The 20,344-nt window shown below is 69.5% G+C and carries 21 protein-coding genes and 1 pseudogene; 13 read left to right on the top strand and 9 right to left on the bottom strand.

Annotated elements, in window-relative coordinates; translation table 11 throughout:
- Positions 1-38 precede the first annotated feature (38 nt).
- Positions 39-746: a DUF461 domain-containing protein gene (locus tag OHT21_RS20880; RefSeq protein WP_328769878.1), complete on the top strand. Its 708-nt coding sequence runs from the start codon at positions 39-41 to the stop codon at positions 744-746.
- A gap of 115 nt (positions 747-861) precedes the next feature.
- On the opposite strand, the gene OHT21_RS20885 is transcribed toward OHT21_RS20880, so the two are convergent.
- Together OHT21_RS20885 and OHT21_RS20890 are read right to left on the bottom strand one after the other, a co-directional pair.
- Entirely contained in the window at positions 862-1,542 is a 681-nt protein-coding gene (locus tag OHT21_RS20885) for a response regulator transcription factor (protein WP_033322296.1), read from the bottom strand.
- Positions 1,539-2,879, bottom strand: coding sequence for a sensor histidine kinase (locus OHT21_RS20890; RefSeq protein ID WP_328769879.1), 1,341 nt, complete (start codon positions 2,877-2,879; stop codon positions 1,539-1,541). Before OHT21_RS20890 ends, OHT21_RS20885 begins: the two co-directional genes overlap by 4 nt.
- A gap of 330 nt (positions 2,880-3,209) precedes the next feature.
- Here OHT21_RS20890 and phoU point away from each other — a divergent pair, with 330 nt between their 5' ends.
- The 4 genes from phoU to OHT21_RS20910 all read left to right on the top strand — a co-directional run bounded on the left by phoU (position 3,210) and on the right by OHT21_RS20910 (position 5,081).
- Positions 3,210-3,899: a phosphate signaling complex protein PhoU gene (phoU, locus tag OHT21_RS20895; RefSeq protein WP_328769880.1), complete on the top strand. Its 690-nt coding sequence runs from the start codon at positions 3,210-3,212 to the stop codon at positions 3,897-3,899.
- Between the two features lie 249 nt (positions 3,900-4,148).
- A complete protein-coding gene (locus tag OHT21_RS20900) occupies positions 4,149-4,304 on the top strand; it encodes a hypothetical protein (RefSeq protein WP_328769881.1) in 156 nt (51 codons plus the stop codon).
- A gap of 178 nt (positions 4,305-4,482) precedes the next feature.
- Entirely contained in the window at positions 4,483-4,731 is a 249-nt protein-coding gene (locus OHT21_RS20905) for an SCO4226 family nickel-binding protein (protein ID WP_328769882.1), read from the top strand.
- Between the two features lie 143 nt (positions 4,732-4,874).
- Positions 4,875-5,081: a hypothetical protein gene (locus OHT21_RS20910; protein WP_328769883.1), complete on the top strand. Its 207-nt coding sequence runs from the start codon at positions 4,875-4,877 to the stop codon at positions 5,079-5,081.
- Positions 5,082-5,195: 114 nt separating this feature from the next.
- On the opposite strand, the gene OHT21_RS20915 is transcribed toward OHT21_RS20910, so the two are convergent.
- On the bottom strand, positions 5,196-6,059 hold the full coding sequence (locus tag OHT21_RS20915; protein WP_328769884.1) for an NAD(P)-dependent oxidoreductase: 864 nt from the start codon (positions 6,057-6,059) through the stop codon (positions 5,196-5,198).
- A gap of 70 nt (positions 6,060-6,129) precedes the next feature.
- Here OHT21_RS20915 and OHT21_RS20920 point away from each other — a divergent pair, with 70 nt between their 5' ends.
- Positions 6,130-6,492 carry a MerR family transcriptional regulator gene (locus tag OHT21_RS20920; RefSeq protein WP_328769885.1) on the top strand — a complete coding sequence of 121 codons (363 nt, stop codon included), beginning with the start codon at positions 6,130-6,132 and terminating at the stop codon, positions 6,490-6,492.
- Positions 6,493-6,796: 304 nt separating this feature from the next.
- Positions 6,797-7,765 (top strand): hypothetical protein, encoded by a 969-nt coding sequence (locus OHT21_RS20925; RefSeq protein WP_328769886.1) that lies wholly within the window; start codon positions 6,797-6,799, stop codon positions 7,763-7,765.
- A gap of 385 nt (positions 7,766-8,150) precedes the next feature.
- Here OHT21_RS20925 and OHT21_RS20930 read toward each other — a convergent pair whose 3' ends face one another.
- Entirely contained in the window at positions 8,151-9,236 is a 1,086-nt protein-coding gene (locus OHT21_RS20930; RefSeq protein ID WP_328769887.1) for a substrate-binding domain-containing protein, read from the bottom strand.
- Between the two features lie 260 nt (positions 9,237-9,496).
- On the opposite strand from OHT21_RS20930, the pseudogene OHT21_RS20935 reads away from it, so the two are divergent.
- A pseudogene (locus OHT21_RS20935) lies at positions 9,497-9,657 on the top strand (site-specific integrase); the annotation flags it as partial.
- 78 nt (positions 9,658-9,735) lie between these two features.
- Here OHT21_RS20935 and OHT21_RS20940 read toward each other — a convergent pair.
- Positions 9,736-10,497: a phosphoglyceromutase gene (locus OHT21_RS20940; RefSeq protein WP_328439983.1), complete on the bottom strand. Its 762-nt coding sequence runs from the start codon at positions 10,495-10,497 to the stop codon at positions 9,736-9,738.
- A 148-nt stretch (positions 10,498-10,645) separates the two neighbouring features.
- Between OHT21_RS20940 and OHT21_RS20945 the strand changes: the two genes are divergently transcribed.
- Both OHT21_RS20945 and OHT21_RS20950 read left to right on the top strand, forming a co-directional pair.
- Positions 10,646-11,902: an MDR family MFS transporter gene (locus tag OHT21_RS20945; RefSeq protein WP_328769888.1), complete on the top strand. Its 1,257-nt coding sequence runs from the start codon at positions 10,646-10,648 to the stop codon at positions 11,900-11,902.
- Between the two features lie 184 nt (positions 11,903-12,086).
- The gene (locus OHT21_RS20950) at positions 12,087-12,485 is read left to right on the top strand and encodes a hypothetical protein (RefSeq protein WP_328769889.1); all 399 of its coding nucleotides are present in this window, start codon (positions 12,087-12,089) and stop codon (positions 12,483-12,485) included.
- Positions 12,486-12,515: 30 nt separating this feature from the next.
- Here OHT21_RS20950 and OHT21_RS20955 read toward each other — a convergent pair whose 3' ends face one another.
- Positions 12,516-12,977, bottom strand: coding sequence for a DUF2000 domain-containing protein (locus OHT21_RS20955; RefSeq protein ID WP_328769890.1), 462 nt, complete (start codon positions 12,975-12,977; stop codon positions 12,516-12,518).
- Positions 12,978-13,026: 49 nt separating this feature from the next.
- Here OHT21_RS20955 and OHT21_RS20960 point away from each other — a divergent pair, with 49 nt between their 5' ends.
- On the top strand, positions 13,027-13,848 hold the full coding sequence (locus OHT21_RS20960; protein WP_328769891.1) for a helix-turn-helix transcriptional regulator: 822 nt from the start codon (positions 13,027-13,029) through the stop codon (positions 13,846-13,848).
- On the opposite strand, the gene OHT21_RS20965 is transcribed toward OHT21_RS20960, so the two are convergent.
- The 3 genes from OHT21_RS20965 to mshA all read right to left on the bottom strand — a co-directional run bounded on the left by OHT21_RS20965 (position 13,803) and on the right by mshA (position 17,566).
- Positions 13,803-15,590 carry a glycosyl hydrolase family 28-related protein gene (locus OHT21_RS20965; RefSeq protein WP_328769892.1) on the bottom strand — a complete coding sequence of 596 codons (1,788 nt, stop codon included), beginning with the start codon at positions 15,588-15,590 and terminating at the stop codon, positions 13,803-13,805. The genes OHT21_RS20960 and OHT21_RS20965 overlap by 46 nt on opposite strands.
- A gap of 145 nt (positions 15,591-15,735) precedes the next feature.
- Positions 15,736-16,236 carry a YbjN domain-containing protein gene (locus OHT21_RS20970; RefSeq protein WP_328769893.1) on the bottom strand — a complete coding sequence of 167 codons (501 nt, stop codon included), beginning with the start codon at positions 16,234-16,236 and terminating at the stop codon, positions 15,736-15,738.
- Complete coding sequence (mshA, locus tag OHT21_RS20975; protein ID WP_328769894.1) at positions 16,229-17,566, bottom strand: D-inositol-3-phosphate glycosyltransferase; 1,338 nt, start codon at positions 17,564-17,566, stop codon at positions 16,229-16,231. The genes OHT21_RS20970 and mshA overlap by 8 nt, the downstream gene beginning before the upstream one ends.
- Before the next feature lie 203 nt (positions 17,567-17,769).
- Here mshA and OHT21_RS20980 point away from each other — a divergent pair, with 203 nt between their 5' ends.
- A complete protein-coding gene (locus OHT21_RS20980) occupies positions 17,770-18,579 on the top strand; it encodes a class I SAM-dependent methyltransferase (protein WP_328769895.1) in 810 nt (269 codons plus the stop codon).
- Positions 18,580-19,122: 543 nt separating this feature from the next.
- Complete coding sequence (locus OHT21_RS20985; RefSeq protein WP_328769896.1) at positions 19,123-20,199, top strand: C40 family peptidase; 1,077 nt, start codon at positions 19,123-19,125, stop codon at positions 20,197-20,199.
- The last annotated feature ends 145 nt before the right edge of the window (positions 20,200-20,344 follow it).

Here is a 20,344-nt window from a genome sequence, read left to right on the forward strand (position 1 = left end):
AAGGCCGCCGCCCCTGCGTTCAAGGAGTTGCCGCCGCCGTGAGCAGCAGCCTTCGACGCGGCGCCCTCGCCGCCGCCGCCATCGCGTTCTCGATCGCCTCGCTCGCCGCGTGCGGCGCCGGAAGCAACGCCCAGTCGCTGGAGATCAGGCCGGACAACGCCGCGACCAGCGTGGGCGACATCCAGATCCAGAACGCCGTGGTGATCACCCAGCCCGACCCGGAGTCGACGGGCCCGTCCGCGATCTCCGCGACCCTGTTCAACAACGGCAACAGCGCTGAGACGCTGGAGTCGATCCGCGTGGCGGGCGTCAAGGAGCCCGTCACGCTCAAGCCCGCCGAGGGTTCCGGCCCGATCACGGTGCCGGCCGACGGCTCGGTGATTCTCGGCGGCAAGGGCAACGCCTCCGCCGTCCTGAACGGCGGCCGTGAGGCCCTGGAGGACGGCGAGGCGCAGCAGGTCACCTTCACCTTCAGCGAGACGGGTGCGGTGAATCTGCGGGCGTTCGTCGTCCCGTCCGAGGGCTACTACGCCGAGTGGGGCCCCTCCGAGACTCCCCAGGCGCCTGGTTCCGAGGGCTCCGGAAGCCCGAGCCCCAGCGGGTCCCCCTCCGGCACGCCGAACGAGCCGGGGAACGGTGAGGCCGGCGCGGACGGGTCCGGGCAGAACAGCCCCACGGACGCCGCGTCGCCGAGCGCGACGCCCACGGCTCCCGAGGGCGGCGAGGACGCGGCCGCCGGGCACTGAGCGTCGTAGGGCTGCGGAATTCTCGTACGTACTGAATTCTCGTACGTACGAAGGGCGGGACCCCTCTTTCCAGGGGTCCCGCCCTTCGTCGTGCTCAGCGTGCGAGGTGTTCGGCCTACGGCTCGAACTTGTACCCGAGACCCCGCACCGTCACCAGGTACCGGGGCGCGCCCGGGTCCGGCTCGATCTTGGCGCGGAGGCGCTTGACGTGGACGTCGAGGGTCTTGGTGTCACCGACGTAGTCGGCGCCCCAGACGCGGTCGATGAGCTGCATGCGGGTCAGCACGCGGCCCGCGTTGCGCAGCAGCATCTCCAGGAGGTCGAACTCCTTGAGGGGGAGGTCGACCTTGGAGCCGGAGACGGTGACCACATGGCGGTCGACGTCCATGCGGACCGGGCCGGCCTCCAGTGCGGCGGGGGTGACCTCCTCGGGCTCGCCGCGGCGGCGCAGTACGGCGCGGATGCGGGCGACCAGCTCGCGTGAGGAGAAGGGCTTGGTCACATAGTCGTCGGCTCCTATTTCCAGGCCGACGACCTTGTCGATCTCGCTGTCCTTGGCGGTGACCATGATCACCGGGACGTTGGAGCGGCTGCGCAGCTGGCGGCACACCTCGGTGCCGGGCAGTCCGGGCAGCATCAGATCGAGCAGGACGAGGTCGGCGCCGTTGCGCTCGAACTCGTCGAGGCCGTCGGGCCCGGTGGTCGCGATGGCGACCTCGAAGCCCTCCTTGCGGAGCATGTAGGACAGAGCGTCGCTGAAGGACTCCTCGTCCTCGACGACGAGCACTCGGGTCACGGAAGGACCTCCGGGGCAGAAAGCGATTCGTACGGGGATGTAGTGGGGGATGTGACGGTGGTCGTTCCGTCGGGCTGCCCGGTGTCGACGTCGTCGGCGAGTCCGGACGTGTGGTCGGTCGCGCGGTCGCGGGCCACGCCCGCCTCCGGCAGCCGGAGGGTGAAGGTGGAGCCCTGACCCTCGGAGCTCCACACCGTGACCTCCCCGCCGTGCGAGGCGGCCACGTGCTTGACGATCGCCAGGCCCAGGCCCGTACCGCCGGTGTGGCGGGAGCGGGCCGGGTCGACGCGGTAGAAGCGCTCGAAGATGCGCTCGCGGTCCTTCTCGGAGATGCCGATGCCCTGGTCGGTGACGGCGACCTCTATGAGGTCTCCGCCGGGCGCGGGGACCTTGCGGGCGGCGATTCCCACGCGCGTACGGGCGGGCGAGTAGTTGACGGCGTTCTCGACGAGGTTGCCGAGGGCGGCGGCCAGCTGGCCGCGGTTGCCCCAGATCTGCAGGTCGGCGGTTCCCGCCCGTCGCCCACCACCACCCTCATCCGAGGTCCCTACGGGCCCGCCCCCCACATTGGCGGCCATGGTGATCTGCTTGGTGCCGGCCTGGTGGCGGCAGCGGTCGATGGCCTCGGCGACGAGTTCGTCCACGCGTACGGGTTCGGCGTCCTCGAGGGGGTCGTCGTTCTGGACCCGGGAGAGGTCGATGAGTTCCTGGACGAGGTTGGTGAGGCGGGTGGCCTCTATCTGCATGCGTCCGGCGAAGCGTTCCACGGCCTCCGGGTCGTCGGCGGCGTCCATGACGGCCTCGGAGAGGAGGCTGAGCGCGCCGACGGGGGTCTTGAGCTCGTGGCTGACGTTGGCGACGAAGTCGCGTCGTACGGCCTCGATGCGGCGGGCCTCGGTGAGGTCCTCGACGAGGAGGAGTACGAGGCGGGAGCCGAGCGGGGCGACGCGGGCGGACACGGCGAGGGCCTCGCCGCGGCCGGTGCCGCGGCGAGGCAGGTCCAGCTCGACCTGCCGTATTTCGCCGTCGCGCCGGGTGTCTCGGGCCATCTGCAGCATGGGCTCGACGGCGAGTTTCCCGCCGCGTACGAGACCGAGGGCGTAGGCGGCGGAACTCGCCTTGACCACGGCGTCGGCCTCGTCGAGTACGACGGCGGAGGAGCGGAGCACGGACAGGACCGTGTCGACGCCCGGCGGAAGCACCGGGTCCGTGTGCAGTGACGTGCGCGTCGGCCGCTTCTGCTCACGCTCGCTCCAGCGGAACGCCAGCATGGCGATGACACCGGTGAGCACACCGGCGATCGCTGCCGCTGCGGCGACCGCCGCGTTCACGTCCATGGCTCCAGGTTAGGCATGACGTACGCCCCCCTTACACCGCCCAGAGTCTCGTGTCGCCCAGAGTTCACCGTGGGGACCGTGTCGGTTCACTTCCTCCGAGAGCTTCGTCGGAAGGCATACCAGCAGGGAGGGGCCATGTCGCTCACAGTTCACCTGGGTGATACGGATGGTTCATTTGTGGGGGCGGAAACGGACGCGTTCAGGCCGGACCGTGGGAGCGTGGGGTACGCGAGCCCCTCGGAATCCCGTAGGGGAATCGTGCATGGGGACCCGTGTACGGGGATCTCCGTGTACGGGATCCGGAAGCTGACGTAAGAGAGGGACATCCTGATGCGCGACGCGTACCACGAGGAACTTGACTCGATCGGCGAGGGCCTGGTCGAGATGGCCCGGCTCGTCGGGTCGGCGATCGGGCGCGCCACGACGGCGATGCTCGACTCCGACCTGAAGCTGGCGGAGACCGTGATCGCGGGCGACCAGAAGGTAGACGATCTCCAGCACGAGCTCGAGGCGCGGGCGATAGCCCTGCTGGCGCGGCAGCAGCCGGTCGCGACGGACCTGCGGATCGTGGTCACGTCGCTGCGGATGAGCGCGGACCTCGAGCGCTCGGGCGACCTCGCCCAGCATGTCGCGAAGCTCGCCCGCCTCCGTTTCCCGGAGCGCGCGGTCCCGCACGACCTGCACGCCACGATCCTGGAGATGGGCCAGCTCGCGCAGCGCCTGATGGCGAAGGCGGCGGAGGTCATCGTCACGAAGGACGTCGACCTCGCGCTCCAGCTGGAGCAGGACGACGACGCGATGGACACGCTGCACCGCGCCCTGTTCCAGCACCTCATGGACGACCGCTGGAAGCACGGCATCGAGACGGCCGTCGACGTCACGCTGCTGGGCCGCTACTACGAGCGCTTCGCGGACCATGCGGTGTCGGTGGCGAACCGGGTGGTGTACCTGGTGACGGGCGAGCACGCGGACGAGCTTCAGCAGGACGTGCAGCCGGTTACGGGGGTTGAGGGGGCGTAGGCGCTCCGCGGCAAGGTGTACGGGTCGGGTTGCGAGGGCGCGTACGGGCTGTTGCGGGGGCGTAGGCGCTCCGCGGCAAGGTGTACGGGTCGGGTTGCGAGGGCGCGTACGGGCTGTTGCGGGGGCGTGCGGCTCCGTCGCAAGGGCGTACGGGTTCGTGGTCGGTGCTTGGGAGCCTCGGTGCGCCGTTGATGCGCCGGGCGGTGGGGGCCTGCAATGGGCGTAGGCATCAGCCTTCGAGGAGGGACCATGGCCGAATCCCCCACCACCACCCCCGACCCGACCCGCGAGCGCGAGACGGAACAGCCCGCCGAGATCACCAGCCTCCCGCTGCTCGCCGCGTGCGGCTGCGGCGCGGGCTGCAGGTGCGGCTGCCAGTCGGGCAGCCCTTGCCAGTGCGGTTGAGTTCGTACGGCTCGTACGTCTTGCGGGGCTCGTACGACGGCTCGGTGTCCGGGCCGTCGTACGAGCCCCTGTGAGTCATTCGTACGTGCCTCTGTGAGCGGTCGCCCGCGTGGCCCTCCGGGCGCAGCATGGAGGAGAGGGGGCGGGCGAACTCGTCAGCGCGAGGAGGTGCGAGGCCATGACTCACTTCATGGACGTCCACCACGGAATGCAGGGCATCACGGCGGAACAGCTGAGGCAGGCCCACCAGGCGGACCTCGCCATCGAGCAAGAAGAGAACGTGCACTTCGAGAAGGCGTGGGCAGACCCCGAGTCCGGCACGGTCTACTGCCTCTCCGAGGCCCCCACCGCCGAAGCGGTCCAACGCATCCACGAACGCACCGGCCACAAGGCCGACGAGATCCATCCGGTGCCGCTGGAAGTGTGAGAGGGGGCGAACGACCCTCTCGGGGTGCGGCTACCTGCACCCTCGATCCGGTAGAGCACTCCATGGTTCCGGCGAACGGGCAACGGGATGGTTGAACCCAGCGAATCCAGAGGTTCACAGCTCCCAGCCGGAAGGAAACTCCCATGAAGGCGCCGCTGTCCACACAGACGAGCACCACGCAGGACGCCCCGGCCGCGATCCCTCACGAAAGCGACCTCACCGCGCTGCTCACCGCCTGGGAGCTGGCGCATGCGACCGCCACCGACCCCGAGTGGCGCCACCTCCTGGACGAACTCGCCCACCCCGACACCATCCAGGCGTTCCACCGCCTGGCCGGGGCAGCGGTTTGAGTCCGTACGTCCGGCGGGGCAGGCCCAGCCCAGGCCGACATCAAGTGTTGCTGTGGCTCGAACGCAAGAGGCCCCGGAGCGATCCGGGGCCTCTCAGTGCCGCCACCGTGCGACTCATGGCTTGCGGAACTGCTCCACCAACGCCACGTATCCGCTGGCGCCGTGACCGCTGGCCGCCGCTCGCTCGGCCAGTGCCTTCACGAGCCTCGGCAGCTCGGCGTTGACGCCGAGCGCCTCGCTCTCCTCGACCACGTGGGCCATCGCCGCCAGGTGGGTGCCGATAGTGCCGTCGTCGGCCGGGTAGATGCCGTCGTCTGCCTGCCGCGCGTAGCCCGGCAGCCAGCCGGCCACCGTGTCGATCGCCGTCTGTGCGATGGGGAGGTATGCCGTGGCGGAGACACCGGCCGTGCCGAGGATCGCGGCGCCGTTGAGGAAACCGTCGAGCATGCCCCACATGAGGACGAGCGTGGCCATCTCGTGCGTGGCCGACAGTCCGGGGTCATCGCCGAGGTGGAGACCCGTGCCGAGACTGCCCAGCGTGGACTCGTGGGCGTCGTACAGCGGTCGCGGCCCGCTGTAGGCGAGCACGGCGCCGGCCGTGCCGACGGCCTCGGGGACGGCCATGATCCCGCCGTCGAGGTAGCCGCCGCGGCGGCGCGCCACCTCCTCGGCAAACACTCTGGCACGCGAGGGTGTGCCCGAGGTCAGGTTCACCACGACCCGGCCGTCGAGCGGTCCGTCGAGGACGTCCGCCACGGCGTCGTAGTCCGACACGCAGACCACGACAAGCGGGGCAGCCGCAACCGCGGCCGCCGGAGACTCGGCGAGCGTCGCGCCCCGAGCCACGAGGTCGTCGGCCTTGGCCGTCGTGCGGTTCCACACGGTCGTCGGGTGTCCCGCGCGCAAGAACGCCCCGGCGAGGGCGCCGCCCATCAGTCCGAGGCCCAGAACAGTGACAGGTGTGCTGGTCTGCATCATGTGCTCCTTCTCCGCTCGGTGGCACAATCGTCAACGTTCACACCGGTATGAAGGTCAAGGGAGAATTCCCATGCTGATCGGGGAGCTGAGTCGGCGCACCGGGGTGAACCCGCACCAACTGCGGTACTACGAGGCGCAGGGCCTGCTGGTGCCCGACCGCGGCGACAACGGTTACCGCGAGTACGGCGACGACGCCGTGCTGACCGTGACCCAGATCAGGAAACTGCTCGACGCCGGGCTGTCGACCCAGGAGATCGGGTACCTCCAACCGTGCGTCACCGGCGCGGCCCCCGATCTGAGGCCCTGCCCGGAGACCCTTGACCTGCTACAGGCGCGCATCGCCGGACTGGACGAGCAGATCGACACGCTCGTCCAGTCCCGCCAGACACTGCGGGAGTACCTGGCGGCCACGCAGCGGCGGATCGCCGGCTAGACGCGGGCAGGGCGAACCACAGCGAACTTTCGCCGCGGCCGCGCGGGACCCGCCTGAACCGCTACGAGCCGTTGTGCGGCTCCGGCATGACCAGACGTCAGGTCGCGCATGGACGGAGGGCCGCGCACTTTTGGACGGAAGTCGTGCGGTTCTGGACGGAAGACGGATGCCCGACCGTCGGCTGCCTCTCTAGCGTCGACCGGACCGATGACGACCCGGACCGTCGAACCACCACCCAAAGGATCCGCATGCCCGCACCAGCCCTCATGGCCGCCCACCGTCTGCTTCGACAGGAGCCGAGCGCATGCTGACCATCCGCGGCATCTCCTACCTGTTCGGCGAGGCAAGTACCGACGACGTGCGGCGTGACATGGAGGTCATCACCCGGGATCTGCACTGCACCACCGTGATGCTCATCGGGGACGGGAAGGGGTTGATCGATGCCGCCCGCACTGCCCTCGAGACCGGTCTCGGCGTCTACATCCGGCCCAACGTTCCCGAGCTGCCTCAGCCGAAGCTGCTGGAGCACCTGGACGCCGTCGCCGAGGCGGCTGAAGAACTTCGCCGGGAACACCCGGACCGAGTGACGCTCCTGGTCGGCAGCGAGTTCTCCCACACCGTGCCCGGCATCGTCCCCGGACCTCGGTCTTTCCTGCGCCTGAAGCTCATCGTGCGTTTCCACCGCGTGCTGCGGCGCCGGATCGACCGGCGGCTCCACCGGCTGCTCACCACCGCCGTGACCACCGCGCGGCGCCGCTTCGGCGGGCCGGTCACCTACTCCGCGGCCGGATGGGAACACGTCGACTGGTCGCTGTTCGACCTGGTCGCCGTCAGCCTCTACCGCTCCGGCCGCAACCACCCCACCTACACGGACCGCCTGCGCAGCCTGGTCCGCGACCACGACAAGCCCGTCGTCATCACCGAGTTCGGGTGCGGTGCCTTCATAGGAGCCGACCAGCGGGGAGCCGGTTCCTTCTGGATCGTCAACTGGTTCGCCACACCCCCGCGCATCCGCGGCGACCACCCCCGCAACGAGGCCGTCCAGGCCCGCTACCTCGGTGAACTCATCGACCAGTACAACGCGGAGGGCGTACACGGCTGCTTCGTCTTCACCTTCGCCATGCCCGACTTCCCGCATCACGACGACCCTCGCCTCGACCTCGACAAGGCCGGCTTCGGGGTCATGGCGGTGACCGGCGACGGTGCGTGCAGACCCAAGGAGGCGTTCCACGAGGTCGCGCGGCGCTACGGCGACACAGCCGTGCAGGAATGACCGACCGACATGCCGCCACACTCTTGATCTGCGCTCGCTGCCCTGCAGCCGTGCGAACCCCGCGCTGAGGGCCCATAGTGCGCCCCGAGCGAACGAAGGCCCCTGATCTGCACCGTAAGCGCAGCTCAGGGGCCTGATCGTCATCCTTACTTCCTCTTGCCCTGGGTCTGGCGGGCCCGTTTTTCGGCCCTGGTCAGAGAGGTGCAGGCCCAACTGAACTGCGGCTGAGCGGTTGTTGGTGGTCGTCGTTGGTCGTTGCCGGTCGTCGTCGGAGGTCCCACAGAGGTCCCGGAGAGGGCCCCAACTTGGGGCGCGTCGGGACCTCTAGCGCTAGAGGTCAGACCCTCTACCGCTAGAGGTCTTGAGGTGAACGCGTAGATCGCGTTTACGTGGTGAGTCCCGCCCTTTCACAAGCGGCTTTGTACTTGGGCGTGCAGATCTGATCGATCGTGTACATGCCGTCCTTGACGACCGTGTCCTTGATGTTGTCGGCGGTCAGGGAGATCGGGGTGAGCAGGACGGCCGGGATGTCGTCGGTGGTGGGGCTGTCGACCATGTCTGGGGCGATGTCGCCGAGTTGTTCACCCTGGGCCAGGGCAACGGCCATTTCGGCGGCGGCATCGGCCTCAAGCTTGAAGGGCTTGTAGACGGTCATGTACTGCTCGCCGCTCACGATGCGCTGTACGGCCGTAATGTCGGCGTCCTGGCCGGTGACCGGGGGGAGCGGTGAGACCTTGGCGGCCCTGAGGGCGGAGATGACGCCGCCAGCGAGGCCGTCGTTGGCGGAGTAGACGCCGTCGATGTTGTCGGCGCCCAGAGCGGAGATGGCGCCGGACATGTTGATGTGGGCGTTATCCGGATTCCACTCGACGGTGTCGTACGCCTTCCCGATCTTCACCTTCCCCTGGAGGACAGACAGAGCGCCCCTCTTGAAGGCGGCCGAGTTCGGGTCGGCCGAGGAGCCATTCATCATGACGATCTGCCCGCCGTCCGCCTTGTCGCCCATGGCCTTGAGGAGCGCCCGGCCCTGGATCTCACCGACCTTCTCGCCGTCGAAGGAGACGTAGCCCGAGATCGGGCCCGTGGCGAGGCGGTCGTAGGCGACGACCGGGATGCCCGCGCGATCGGCCGTCTCGACCGAGGACCGGGCCACCTTGGCGTCGACGGGGTCGAGGATCAGGACCTCGACCCCCTTGGTGACCATGGAGTGAATCTGCTGGTGTTGGGTGGCCACATCCTCCTTGGCATTGGCGTACTCCACCGTGCAGTCGCCGCACAGGTCCTTGATCTTCTTCTCGATCAGGGGCCTGTCGAACTGCTCGGCGCGAGGGGTCCCGGCTCCCGGGAGCAGCAAGCCGATCGTCACGCCGCCCGTGCCGGAGGTGTTCCCGGCATTGCCGCAGGAGGCCAGGACGACGGCCAGGGACACCGCGGCCACAGAGACGGCGGCACGGCGCAGGTAGAGCTTCACGTGCGGGCACCTCCTTACCCGTCGACCGGACGCCGATCAGATCCTCATCCCAGTATGGGCAGGCACAGGGTGCTATGCGCAGGCACAAGGTGCGGAGGGCTGACCAGACTGCAGCAAGGGGCGGACGTTCCGGAGCCGCAAGTGCAAGAGCCGAGATACGGAACCGCTACAGCGCGGAGCCAGCAGCTCAGGACTACCTTGCGCGACTCCACGCCCTTGGACAGGAGGAGCCGGGGTTCCTGCCTCAGTGAGGTTGCGGGGTCCTGGACGCCGGGGAGAGCATCAAGGCCCTTGCCGAGTACTTCGGGCACTCGGACCCAGGCCTGACTCTGAAGGTGTACCGCACCTCATGCCGAGCAGTCGGGAGCGGGCCCGGAAGGCTCTCGGGCAGGCTCTCCGGCCGCAAGATCACACGGGCTGAGGTTCCAGAGAGGTTCCACGGCATGAAAATGCCCCCGAGTCGCGCCGTATGCGCAGCTCAGGGGCATGATCACAAAACCTACTTCTTCTTTCCCTGGTTCTTGACCGCCTCGATCGCCGCCGCGGCCGCCTCCGGGTCGAGGTACGTGCCGCCGGGGTTCACCGGCTTGAAGTCGGCGTCCAGTTCGTAGGACAGCGGGATGCCTGTCGGGATGTTCAGGCCCGCGATGTCCGCGTCCGAGATGCCGTCGAGGTGCTTGACGAGGGCGCGCAGCGAGTTGCCGTGGGCCGCCACCAGGACCGTGCGGCCGGTGAGGAGGTCGGGGACGATGCCGTCGAACCAGTACGGGAGCATGCGGACGACGACGTCCTTGAGGCACTCCGTCTGCGGGCGCAGCTCCGGCGGGAGGGTCGCGTAGCGCGGGTCCTCGAACTGCGAGTACTCGGCGTCGCGGTCCAGCGGCGGCGGAGGCGTGTCGTACGAGCGGCGCCACAGCATGAACTGTTCCTCGCCGAACTCGGCGAGCGTCTGCGCCTTGTCCTTGCCCTGGAGCGCGCCGTAGTGACGCTCGTTCAGGCGCCAGGTGCGGTGGACCGGGATCCACAGGCGGTCGGCGGCCTCCAGCGCGAGCTGCGCGGTGCGGATCGCGCGCTTCTGGAGGGAGGTGTGCACGACGTCGGGCAGCAGGCCGGCGTCCTTGAGCAGCTCACCGCCGCGGACTGCCTCCTTCTCGCCCTTCTCGTTGAGGTTGACGTCCACCCAGCCGGTGAACAGGTTCTTCGCGTTCCATTCGCTCTCGCCGTGGCGGAGGAGGATCAGCTTGTACGGTGCGTCGGCCATGCCCCGAGCGTAATAGACGCCCTGAATCCGTCGTGGGGCTGCCCGGCAGCCGGACAGTTGAGGACCCTCATTAATTGGAGGGCGGGGCAACGCTCCGCTCTTGTAAGTTACAGAGGGACCCTAAGCCGCTTACATCCGGGGGATTCCGATGTCACGCGCCGCCATGAAACGCGCCGTCCGCGAATCCGTCTCCGGCTTACCCCGCGCGTTCTGGTGGCTGTGGCTCAGCACGCTCGTCAACCGGCTCGGGGCCTTCGTCGCCACCTTCATGGCCCTGTATCTCACCCTCGAGCGCGGCTACTCCGCCTCGTACGCCGGTCTCGTCGTCGCACTCCACGGGCTCGGCGGGGTCGTCTCCTCCATCGTCGCGGGCGTGATGACCGACCGGCTCGGGCGGCGGCCCACCCTGCTCATCGCCCAGTCGTCGACGGCTGCGAGCGTCGCGCTGCTCGGCTTTATGCAGCACCCGGTCGCGATCGCCGCCGTCGCCTTCCTGGTCGGCGCGACCAGCAGCGCCTCCCGGCCCGCCGTGCAGGCGATGATGGCCGACATCGTCCCGCCCGAAGACCGGGTGCGGGCCCTCTCCCTCAACTACTGGGCGATCAACCTCGGGTTCGCGATCTCGTCGGCGGTCGCCGGATTTATCGCCGAGTACAGCTATGTCGCCGGGTTCCTGATCGAGGCCGGGATGACGCTCGCCTGCGCGATCGTCATCTTCGCCAAGTTGCCGGAATCCAGGCCCGTACGTACGGAGAAGGAAAAGGCGGCCGAGGAGGTGAGCCTCGGCACCGTTCTGCGCGACGGCCGGTTCATGGGCATGGTCGTGCTGTTCTTCCTCATCGCGCTGATCTTCATGCAGGGAATGGTGGGGCTGCCGGTGGCGATGGGGCAGGCGGGGTTCGCGCCCGCCGACTACGGCATGGCGATCGCCATCAACGGCGTCCTGATCGTCGTCCTCCAGATCCCCGTCACCCGCTTCCTCGAAGACCGTGATCCCGGGCGGCTGCTCGTCATCTCCTCGCTCTGCGCGGGGTACGGCTTCGGCCTCACCGCCTTCGCCGGGTCCCTCGGGCTCATCGCCCTCACCGTGTGCGTCTGGTCCCTCGCCGAGATCGTCATGGCCCCCATCCAGATGGGCCTGGTCGTCCGTCTCTCCCCGTTGCACGGCCGGGGCCGCTACCAGGGCGTCTACGCATCGACCTGGCCGGTGGCCAGCCTCGTCGCCCCCCTGATGGCGGGCGGGATCATCGACTGGCTGGGGGCGGAGTGGCTGTGGGGGACGTGTGCGGTGGTGGGGACGGTGGCGGGGGTCGGGTACTGGGTGCTGATGCGGGGGTTGCCGGATGAGGAGCCGGCGCCGGGATCCGCCGCGTCGCCCGCGAAGCCGGGGATCAGCGCGGCGTGAGCCATTCGGGCCGTACGCCCATGGGGCGCCCTCCCCATCCTCCCCGCCCCCCGCCTTCGACGAGCCCTGGGCGCCCGGCGCCCGGGACCCCTCCCCGCTCCAATACCCCATGGTTCAGGGGCTGCTGGATGGCGGGGTGCGCCGGGTCGCCGGCGCAGACGGGACACGAGAAGGGGCAGGGCTCATGGTCACTGAAGCGCCGGCGCGTATGCCGTTGCAGGTCAAGATCGCTGTGGTGGTGATGTGGATTCAGGCTGTCATCAATGGTCTGGGCGGGTTCTTCATCCTGGCCGAGGTGAACAGCCGAATCGAACACAACCAGGAGGTCGACGGTGTGATGCGGCCGTTGGCATACACCTCCATCGTGTTGGCGCTCGTCCTGCTCACCTGTGCCGTACTGGCACGGAAGCGGTACGCCTGGGTGCGTATCACCGTGCTCGTGATCGAGGCGTTCGCGGTACTCAGCGGCCTCATCGGGCTGGCCGCCTCAGGCGGCGCCCCCGCCGCCGCCTCGGGCCTCGCCTTCGCCCTCGTGATCGTGGTCGGGTTCAGCGGCGAGGGCGGGAAGTGGTTCGACCGCTGAGGGTCAGCAAACGGGACTCGGGCCAAGACCTCAGGGATGCATCCGCGCCCCCTTCACCACCTTGTCCACGCCGTTGCGCGGCCCGTACACCGCGAGGCCCACCAGGTCCAACTCCCCTGTGGGGACGGCCCGTACGGCCGCGCGGTTGTCCCGGTCGTTGCCCGTGGTGAACAGGTCCGACGTGAAAACCGAGCGGGGCAGAGCGCGGGTGAGGGCGCGGCTGTGGGCCGCGGTCAGGGTCTCCTTGGAGCCTTCGAAGATCATCACGGGCTGGCGGAACATCCGGAGGTACGGGGTTCCGTCGGCGTCCTCGTACGGCTCGCCGATCACCTCGGGCAGCTCGGTCCCCAGGCCGCTGACCAGGAAGGCGGTCACATTCAGGCGCTGCCAGGACTCCAGGTCGTCCCGCAGGAGTACGGCGATCTTGGTGTCGGTGGGGGTCCCCCCGCTCGAGCGAAGTCGAGAGTGGGGGAGGATGGGTTCGTTGTTCATGGGACGAGACTGACGGCCGCCGTACGCCACCGTCTTGTACGTTTCTTGCATGGTGCCCCGGCAGGAAGTGTCCGCCTGGCGCCCGCGTGTCCCGGGTGTCGTGGAGGTGTTCCACGCCCACTTCACCGAGTACGCGTACCCCATGCACGTACACGACGCGTGGACCCTGCTGATCGTCGACGACGGCGCCGTACGCTACGACCTCGACCGGCACGAGCACGGCACCCCGCACGACACGGTCACCCTGCTTCCGCCGCACGTGCCGCACAACGGCTCCCCCGCGACCCCGCACGGCTTCCGCAAGCGCGTCATCTACCTGGACGCGACCCAGCTCGACGAGAGCTTCATCGGCCCGGCGGTGGACGGCCCCGACCTGGCGGATCCCGTACTGCGCACGCGAGTTGGGCAACTGCACTCGGCTCTGCGGCAGCCCGGTGACGAGCTGGAGGCCGCGAGCCGACTCGCGCTCATCGGCGACAGGCTGCGAGGCCACCTGCGCCCCCGGTTGACTGACGACCGGCCGCCACCGGACCACGGCATCGCGCACACCCTGCGCGAACTCCTCGACGCCCGCCTCGTCCCGGGCATCGCCCTGGACGAGGCCGCGCGGCTCGTGCATGCCCATCCGGCCCATCTGGTACGGGCGTTCAGCGCGGCCTTCGGTATCGCGCCGCACCAGTACCTGATGTCACGCCGCGTCGACCGCGCCCGCCGGCTGCTCCTCGACGGTCACGCGCCGAGCGAGGTGGCCACGGCGACCGGCTTCTACGACCAGTCCCATCTGACGCGCCATTTCAAGCGGTTGGTGGGTGTGACCCCGGGGCGCTACCGCGGCAGCTCGCGCATGAGTTCTCGCGTCAGCTCACGCTGAGCCTCGTACAGATTCCGCGGTCGTACGACGTCCGTGGTGTCGTACAGCTCCAGGCGCGTGTGCAGGTCTCCGGCGAAGTCGGGTACGTCGATCTGGCCGAACTCGGTGCAGTGGTTGAGGCCGACGGTGACGCTGTACGGGGCCACGCCGTCGATCTTCACCAGGCCGGCCCGGTGGTTCGAGACGCGGATGTTCCAGTGGGTGAAGCGGGCTCCGAAGAGGGGTCCGGCGCTGTAGTCCCCTCCGTGGCGGCCGGTGTTGTTGACCGTGATGTCGGTGCGGACGTTCGCGAAGGGCATGCCGCGGTGTGAGTCGAAGGTGCCCATCCGCATATCGCCGCGCGACCAGACGTTGTAGGAGGACAGGCCTTCTACGTTGATGCCGTGGAGCTGGGTGCCGGACGGCGCCGGGGTCGTGCCCTGCTCGATCGTGAAGTCCTCGATGAGGTTGTCGTGCGAACCCTCGCGGCAGAAGTACGGGTGGTGTGAACCCCGGCCCGCGACACGGGTGTTGCGTAGGGTGCAGGCCGAGGCCGCCACCAGGCCGAAGCCGTTGTCCATATGGCGTACGACGACGTCGTCGGCCCAGCAGTCGTACGCGCACTGGAACGTGACGCCGTTGTAGCCCTGGTCGAGGAGGTGCGGCGGCTGCGGCGTCTCGACGGCCTCCAGGGTGAGGCCTTCGACGCCCGCGCCGGTGAGCGCCGTGACGTGGGTGGTGAGGCGCGGGTCCCACTCGGGGCGTATGTCGAGCGGGAGGGGGCGCTCCAGGGTGACCTTTTTGCCCTGCACGCGCGCGATGCGCACGGGCCACTCGTAGGGGACGTAACCGGTCAGCTTTGTCTTGTCGTCCCAGTGGTACGCCTCCGGGCCCGGGCCGCCGCCCGCCATGTGCTCCAGGAGGGTGTGGTCGGTGTCGTCGGCTAATCGGAGCAGGACAAGCCGGCCGGCCTTCAGGTGCTTCGCGTCGGCGACCGTCACCGACCACGAGCCCCGTCGCGCCGGTGCCACGGTGGTCAGCGTCTCCCACTCGTCCCGACTGTTCCCGGTCCAGCCTTCGAAGGGCCAGGCCTTCGCCCTGATCGCGGTGGCGAGTGAGTCCCAACGGGCCGTGGGGCAGAGCCAGATGAGTCCGCCCGCCCACGACCACGACGACTTGTCGCCGCCGTAACGCGATCCGTAGAGCCCGATCAGCTCGGTGAGGTTCTTGGTCGCGTACAGCTTCGTACGGTCGCTGCCGGCGCCGCGCAGGACGACGTTGGAGCAGCCGATGCGGATCAGGTTGTCGATGCGGTACGTGCCGGGCGGGACTACAACCGTGCCACCGCCGGCCCTTCCGGCGGCGGCGATGGCCCGGTTGATCGCGGGAGCGGAGTCGGTCACGCCGTCCGCCCTGGCGCCGTACGCGCGGACGTCGGCCACGACGGGGCGCCGGGGGAAGTGCGCCGCCCCGGCGCGGTGACCGGCTCGGCCGACGTACGGGATCTGCGGGTGCGTGAAGGGGGTTCTCACGAACTCCCGCCAGAGGGCCGGCACTTTGCCCGTACGTTCCCGGGGTACCGCCTGCGGGGAGGTGGCGGCCGCCGCCGGTCCGTCGGTCACGGCGCCGACGGCCACGGCCGCCGCGCTGTTCAGCAGTGCCCGTCTGGTGATACGCGCGTGCTTGGGGCGCTTCTCGTGTCCCCCAGGGTGCCCGCGTCGCTTTTCGTGCCTCTCGCCTGACTCCTTTGACTCCTTGCTCATGTACGCACGTCCTTCCAGGGATGGGTATTTCCATGGATGTGAACGACGTTCAGAATTGCGCCGGCGGTGAGCATGCCATGGGGCCCCAGAGCAGGGAAGAGGGCGTGCAGCGGTTAATCGATGGTTGATCGACCGAAACCAGGCGTCAGTTGGCGGGGCGCTGAGTCAGGTGAGTGAACGCGTCCAGGTTGCGGGTCGATTCGCCGCGCGAGACCCGCCAGGCGTACTCCTTGCGGATCGCGGACGCGAAACCGAGCTCAAGGAGGGTGTTGAAACCGCCGTCGGCTGCCTCCAGGACCGATCCGAGCAGCCGGTCGATCTCCTCGGATGTGACGGCGGCCAGGGGGAGTTTTCCGGTCACATAGACGTCGCCGAGCGGGTCGACGGCGTAACTGACGCCATAGAGCTTGAGGTTGCGCTCCAGGAGCCAGCGGTGGACGCCGGACTCGTTCTCGTCGGGGTGCCGGATCACGAAGGCGTTGAGGGACAGGGAGTGTCTGCCGACGATCAGGGAGACGGTCGTGGACAGCTTGCGGGTGCCGGGGAGCTTCACCACGTAGGTGCCGGGTTCGGGGCTTTCCCACTCCAGTTCGGCGTCCTTGAGGAACGCCTCGACGACCTGTGCGGCCTGCCGTTCGTCAGCCATGGTGGGAGCGTACGCGACGGCGGTGGTCGTGGACGGCGGCCGTGTAGACGTCCGCGGTGGCCGAGGCCGCGGTGTTCCAGCCGAAGGACTTGGCGTGCCAGGCGGCTGCCTCGCCCATCCGCTCCGGGAGCGCGGGATTGTCGGCGAAATCGCGCAGCACGCGCGCGTAGTCGGCAGGGTCGTGACCGGGGACCAAAAAGCCCGTCTCCTTGTCGCGTACGGCGACGGGGAGTCCGCCCACGGCGGCCGCGAGCACCGGAGTGCCGGTCGCCTGCGCCTCTATGGCGACGAGCCCGAACGACTCACTGTAGGAGGGCATCACGAGCACGGAGGCGGCCCGGAACCAGTCCGCCAGCTTGTCCTGGCCGACGGGCGGGCGGAACCAGACGACGTCGGCGATACCCAGGCGGGCGGCGAGTTTCTGCAGGCCTTCAGGCTTGGCGAGTCCGCTGCCGCTCGGACCGCCCACTACAGGGACCACGATTTTCGAGCGGAGCTCGGGGCGCTCCTGAAGGAGGACGGCCACCGCGCGCAGCAGTACATCGGGGGCCTTCAGGGGCTGGATGCGGCCCGCGAAGAGGGGGATCAGGGCGTCCTGCGGGAGCCCGAGACGGGCGCGGGCGGCGGCGCGGCCGTCGGCGGGGCGGAAGCGGTCGAGGTTCACGCCGGGGTGGACGACCGCGACCTTGCCGGGGTCGGCGTCGTAGTGGCGTACGAGTTCGTCGGCCTCTTCGGAGGTGTTGGCGATGAGGCGGTCGGCGGCGCGGACGATCTGGGTCTCGCCGATGACGCGGGCGGTCGGCTCGGGGGTGTCGCCCTCGGCCAGGGCGGCGTTCTTGACCTTCGCCATGGTGTGCATGGCGTGCACCAGGGGGGCGCCCCAGCGTTCGGCGGCCAGCCAGCCGACGTGGCCGGAGAGCCAGTAGTGCGAGTGCACCAGGTCGTAGTAGCCGGGGCGGTGACCGGCCCAGGCCTGCATCACGCCGTGCGTGAAGGCGCACAGCTGGGCGGGCAGGTCCTCCTTGGCGAGGCCTTCGTAGGGGCCGGCGTCGACGTGGCGTACGAGGACGCCGGGCGCGAGTTCCACCTTGGGCGGCAGGCCGCCGGTGGTCGCGCGCGTGAAGATCTCGACCTCGATGTTGATCGCGGCGAGGCGCTGGGCCAGCTCCACGATGTAGACGTTCATGCCGCCGGCGTCGCCCGTGCCGGGCTGGTGCAGTGGCGAGGTGTGCACGGAGAGCATCGCGACGCGGCGTGGCCTGCGGTGCAGCCTGAGCCTCGGGGGTGCCGCCGGAGAGCGGCGCCCGAGCCTGCTCACGTACTGGCTCACGTGGCGTTCCTCCTTGCTGCGGGCATGCCTGACCGGAGGACCTGGAGTGCCCTCCAATGCCGGAACACCGGAGCCCCCCGTTCCATTTCCTCTTTGCCGAAACATTGCCGAATCTCGCTCAACCGTTCGACGCTGCCGTGCGTAGACGTGGTGGCGGACACACCCAGGGCTCGCTGTCAGTGCCGCCCCCTAACCTCGTACGCATGACATCCCGCGCCCCCGCCCCCGTGGGAACGGTGACGCGCGGGACGACCAACCCCAACCGGCTGCGGCGCATGGACCGCTGGATCGCCGCCGTGCACGGCGCCGAACTGCGCCGGGCCGGCGAGGCGGTGGCCGTCGACCTCGGTTACGGGGCCGCGCACTGGACCCCGGCGGAGCTCCTCCAGCGGCTGCGCACCGTCGCTCCACGCACGCGCGTGGTCGGTGTCGAGATCGATCCGGCCCGGGTCGCGGCGGCGCTGCCCTACGAGCGCGAAGGGCTCGCCTTCCGGCACGGCGGCTTCGAGATCCCGCTCCCGGAGCGGCCCTCGCTGATCCGCGCGGCGAACGTGCTGCGTCAGTACGAGGAGGCGGAGGTCGCCGGCGTCTGGGCGCGACTGTGCGCCCGCCTCGCGCCGGCGTGCGCCAACTCGCGCGGGGGGCTCCTCGTCGAGGGCACCTGCGACGAGATCGGCCGACGGCACGTCTGGGTCGCGCTCGGCGCCGAGGGCCCGCGCACCGTCACGTTCGCCACCCGCCTCGGCTCCCTGGACCGCCCCTCCGACCTGGCCGAACGGCTCCCCAAGGCGCTCATCCACCGCAACGTCCCGGGTGAACCGGTGCACGCCTTCCTGCGCGACTTCGACCGCGCCTGGGCGGCAGCAGCGCCGTACGCCTCGTACGGCGTCCGGCAGCGCTGGATACGGGCCGTACGCGATCTGTCGGCCGACTGGCCGGTCACGGACGGCGTGACGCGCTGGCGACAGGGCGAAGTGACCGTGCGGTGGGGGGCGTTGGCGCCTCGGGGGTAGTCACGGCTGCCGTGGCCCGCGCCTTCTGGTGAGCCCGCGGCCGTGAACCGGCGTGCGGTGGTGCGACGATGCGGCAGCCCGCGCCCGTAGACCGGCATGCGGTGATGCGACAGCCCGCACCTGTGAACCGGCCTGCGGTGACGCGACGATGCGGCAGCCCGCACCCGTGAACCGGCCTGCGGTGACGCGACGATGCGGCAGCCCGCACCCGTGAACCGGCCTGCGGTGACGCGATGACGCGATGAGGCGGCGCGGTGGCGCGGTGGCGCGGTGATGCCGCGGGAAGGATCTCCGGCAGCAGCGGGAACGATCTCCGTGAGTCGTTCGTCACATGGGCGGGGAGATCATTGTCGAGTGGGCACGAGTGGGCAGGACCCGAGGGGAGTTGCCGAGTGGGCGGCGGCCTGAGGGGAGTTGAGGGAGGCGGCCTGTGGGGAGTTGGGGGAGTTCGCGTCTGCCTCTGTCGGATTGCGGGGCGCCATGGCACCATCCCCCGAGGCATCCGTAAGTTACTGACGGTAAATCAGCTTTGGGGAGCGGAGTATGGGAGCGGGCAAGCGGAGCCTGACCACGGTGACCATGGCCCTGGCCTGCGCGGCGGCCATCATGGCCGCGCCCGGGGTGGCGTACGCGGATCCGACACCGAGCCCGGCACCACGATCTCCGTCCTCAACGCCCGCGAGCACCAAGGACCTTGAGGCGATCCGCAAGAAGCTGGACAAGCTCTACCACGACGCCGCGGTCGCCACGGACGCGTACAACGCGGCGGAGGAGAAGGCCGACAAGCAGTCCGCCCAGATCGTCGAGCTGGCCCGCGCGATCGTCCAGGGCCAGGCGAAGCTGGACAAGTTGAAGGACCGGGCGGGTGCGGCGGCCCGCGCCCAGTACCGCAGCGGCGGACTGCCGCCCGAGGCGGAACTGATGCTCAGCGACAACCCGCAGCAGTATCTGGACGGCGCGGGCCGGGTGCGCCAGGGCGAGCGGGCGACCAAGAGCCTGCTCGCCGAACTGGCCCGTACGCAGAAGGACTTGAAGCAGTACGCGAAGGACGCCTCCGCCCAGTGGCAGAAGCTGGAGGGCAACCGCAAGGCCAAGGCCGAGGCGAAGAAGAAGGTCAAGAAGCAGATCGCCGCCGCCGAGAAGCTCGAGTCGGAGCTGGAGGAGGACGAGAAGGAGCGGCTGGCCGAGCTGGAGCGGGAGGCCGCGGCCAAGGCGCAGACGGCCTGGCTGGATTCCGGCGTACTCGATGACGTCAAGGGCGAGGCGACGGCGTCGGGCAAGAAGGCCGTGGAGTACGCGACGGAGCAGCTGGGCAAACAGTACGAATGGGGCGCCGAGGGCCCGAAGACGTTCGACTGCTCCGGCCTGACCTTGCAGGCATGGGCGGCGGCAGGCCAGGCCATCCCGCGTACGTCGCAGGAGCAGTGGAAGCAGCTCGACCGTGTCGACATCAAGGACATGCGCCCGGGCGACCTCATCATCTACAACTCCGACGCCAGCCATGTGGCGATGTACATAGGCGACGGCGCGATGATCCACGCCCCACGGCCGGGGCGGACGGTGACGGTCGCGGGTGCGGGATCCATGCCGATCCTGGGGGTCGTGCGTCCGGCTGCGTGAGGGACCGTGAGGGACGCGCGTGACGTGAAGGTGCGGACGGCGGTCGCTGCCGCAACTCCCTCCCATAACCGCTGATACGTGACGCATCCCACGTGACGTGCAGCACGTTCCGGGGCCCGGATCAACCCTGGCAACGTGACGTTCG

Origin of the sequence: Streptomyces sp. NBC_00286 (genome assembly GCF_036173125.1) — a bacterium.
Lineage (GTDB): Bacteria > Actinomycetota > Actinomycetes > Streptomycetales > Streptomycetaceae > Streptomyces.

Bases quoted from the DNA above. Each gene is read 5' to 3' on its own strand.
- OHT21_RS20985 (WP_328769896.1), top strand. From the start codon at position 19,123: ATGGGAGCGGGCAAGCGGAGCCTGACCACGGTGACCATGGCCCTGGCC.
- OHT21_RS20910 (WP_328769883.1), top strand. From the start codon at position 4,875: ATGAAGGCGCCGCTGTCCACACAGACGAGCACCACGCAGGACGCCCCG.
- OHT21_RS20945 (WP_328769888.1), top strand. From the start codon at position 10,646: ATGTCACGCGCCGCCATGAAACGCGCCGTCCGCGAATCCGTCTCCGGC.
- OHT21_RS20920 (WP_328769885.1), top strand. From the start codon at position 6,130: ATGCTGATCGGGGAGCTGAGTCGGCGCACCGGGGTGAACCCGCACCAA.
- OHT21_RS20940 (WP_328439983.1), bottom strand. From the start codon at position 10,497: ATGGCCGACGCACCGTACAAGCTGATCCTCCTCCGCCACGGCGAGAGC.
- OHT21_RS20965 (WP_328769892.1), bottom strand. From the start codon at position 15,590: ATGAGCAAGGAGTCAAAGGAGTCAGGCGAGAGGCACGAAAAGCGACGC.
- OHT21_RS20925 (WP_328769886.1), top strand. From the start codon at position 6,797: ATGCTGACCATCCGCGGCATCTCCTACCTGTTCGGCGAGGCAAGTACC.
- phoU (WP_328769880.1), top strand. From the start codon at position 3,210: ATGCGCGACGCGTACCACGAGGAACTTGACTCGATCGGCGAGGGCCTG.
- OHT21_RS20950 (WP_328769889.1), top strand. From the start codon at position 12,087: ATGGTCACTGAAGCGCCGGCGCGTATGCCGTTGCAGGTCAAGATCGCT.
- OHT21_RS20960 (WP_328769891.1), top strand. From the start codon at position 13,027: ATGGTGCCCCGGCAGGAAGTGTCCGCCTGGCGCCCGCGTGTCCCGGGT.
- OHT21_RS20905 (WP_328769882.1), top strand. From the start codon at position 4,483: ATGACTCACTTCATGGACGTCCACCACGGAATGCAGGGCATCACGGCG.
- OHT21_RS20980 (WP_328769895.1), top strand. From the start codon at position 17,770: ATGACATCCCGCGCCCCCGCCCCCGTGGGAACGGTGACGCGCGGGACG.
- OHT21_RS20970 (WP_328769893.1), bottom strand. From the start codon at position 16,236: ATGGCTGACGAACGGCAGGCCGCACAGGTCGTCGAGGCGTTCCTCAAG.
- OHT21_RS20915 (WP_328769884.1), bottom strand. From the start codon at position 6,059: ATGATGCAGACCAGCACACCTGTCACTGTTCTGGGCCTCGGACTGATG.
- OHT21_RS20900 (WP_328769881.1), top strand. From the start codon at position 4,149: ATGGCCGAATCCCCCACCACCACCCCCGACCCGACCCGCGAGCGCGAG.
- OHT21_RS20890 (WP_328769879.1), bottom strand. From the start codon at position 2,879: ATGGACGTGAACGCGGCGGTCGCCGCAGCGGCAGCGATCGCCGGTGTG.
- OHT21_RS20955 (WP_328769890.1), bottom strand. From the start codon at position 12,977: ATGAACAACGAACCCATCCTCCCCCACTCTCGACTTCGCTCGAGCGGG.